This is a genomic window from Bradyrhizobium sp. 23 (genome assembly GCF_023073295.1).
Lineage (GTDB): Bacteria > Pseudomonadota > Alphaproteobacteria > Rhizobiales > Xanthobacteraceae > Bradyrhizobium > Bradyrhizobium canariense_D.
In genome coordinates this window covers 67391-68172 of record NZ_JADPJF010000148.1, presented here as the reverse complement: position 1 = coordinate 68172, position 782 = coordinate 67391, and the positions used below count along the sequence as shown (strand labels likewise).

Annotated in this window: 1 protein-coding gene; it reads left to right on the top strand. The window is 64.6% G+C overall.

Annotated elements, in window-relative coordinates; genetic code table 11:
- Positions 1 to 782: FAD/NAD(P)-binding oxidoreductase (locus IVB32_RS33640; RefSeq protein WP_247412809.1), on the top strand; the 782-nt coding region annotated here is incomplete at both ends.

The following is a 782-nucleotide window of genomic DNA, read 5'->3' as shown; positions in this document are numbered from 1 at the left end:
CCGTCCTCGGCATCGCCGCCGCGGCTACATCATTCGCCGTTCCTTCGATCCTGCGCGCGCAATCGGCGGGCCGCGTCGTCGTGGTCGGCGGCGGCTTTGGCGGCGCCGCGTGCGCGCGCGCGCTGAAGCGCGCGGAGGCAAACTTGCAAGTCATCCTGATCGAACCCAGTACCGTCTTCACCTCCTGTCCGTTCAGCAACGAGGTGATCGCCGGTCTGCGCGAGATCGACACGCAGCAGTTTGGCTATGACAAGATCGCCGCCGAGGGTGTCACCGTGATCAGCCAGGCCGTGACCACAATCGAGCCGCAACTACGCAGCGTCGTGACGGCCGATGGCGTTGCGCTGCCCTATGATCGTCTCGTCCTCTCTCCCGGCATCGACTTCCATTTCGAAGCTCTGCCTGGCTACGACGACGCCACATCCGAAAAGATGCCGCACGCCTGGAAGGCCGGCGCGCAGACGCTGTTGCTGCGTCGGCAGCTGGAGGCCATGCCGGACGGCGGCACCGTCGCCATTGCGATCCCCGCCAATCCCTCGCGCTGTCCGCCGGCGCCTTACGAGCGCGCCAGCCTGATCGCGCATTACCTGAAAACGAAGAAGCCGCGCTCAAAGGTCTTGATCCTCGATGCCAAGGACAATTTCTCCCAGCAGCGACTGTTCGAGAAGGCGTGGAAGGAGCTTTACGGCGATATGATCGAACGCATCGGGCTGTCGCAAGGCGGCCGCGTGACCTCGGTCGACCCCGCGACCAGGACCATCGTCACCGAGTTCGGCAATTAC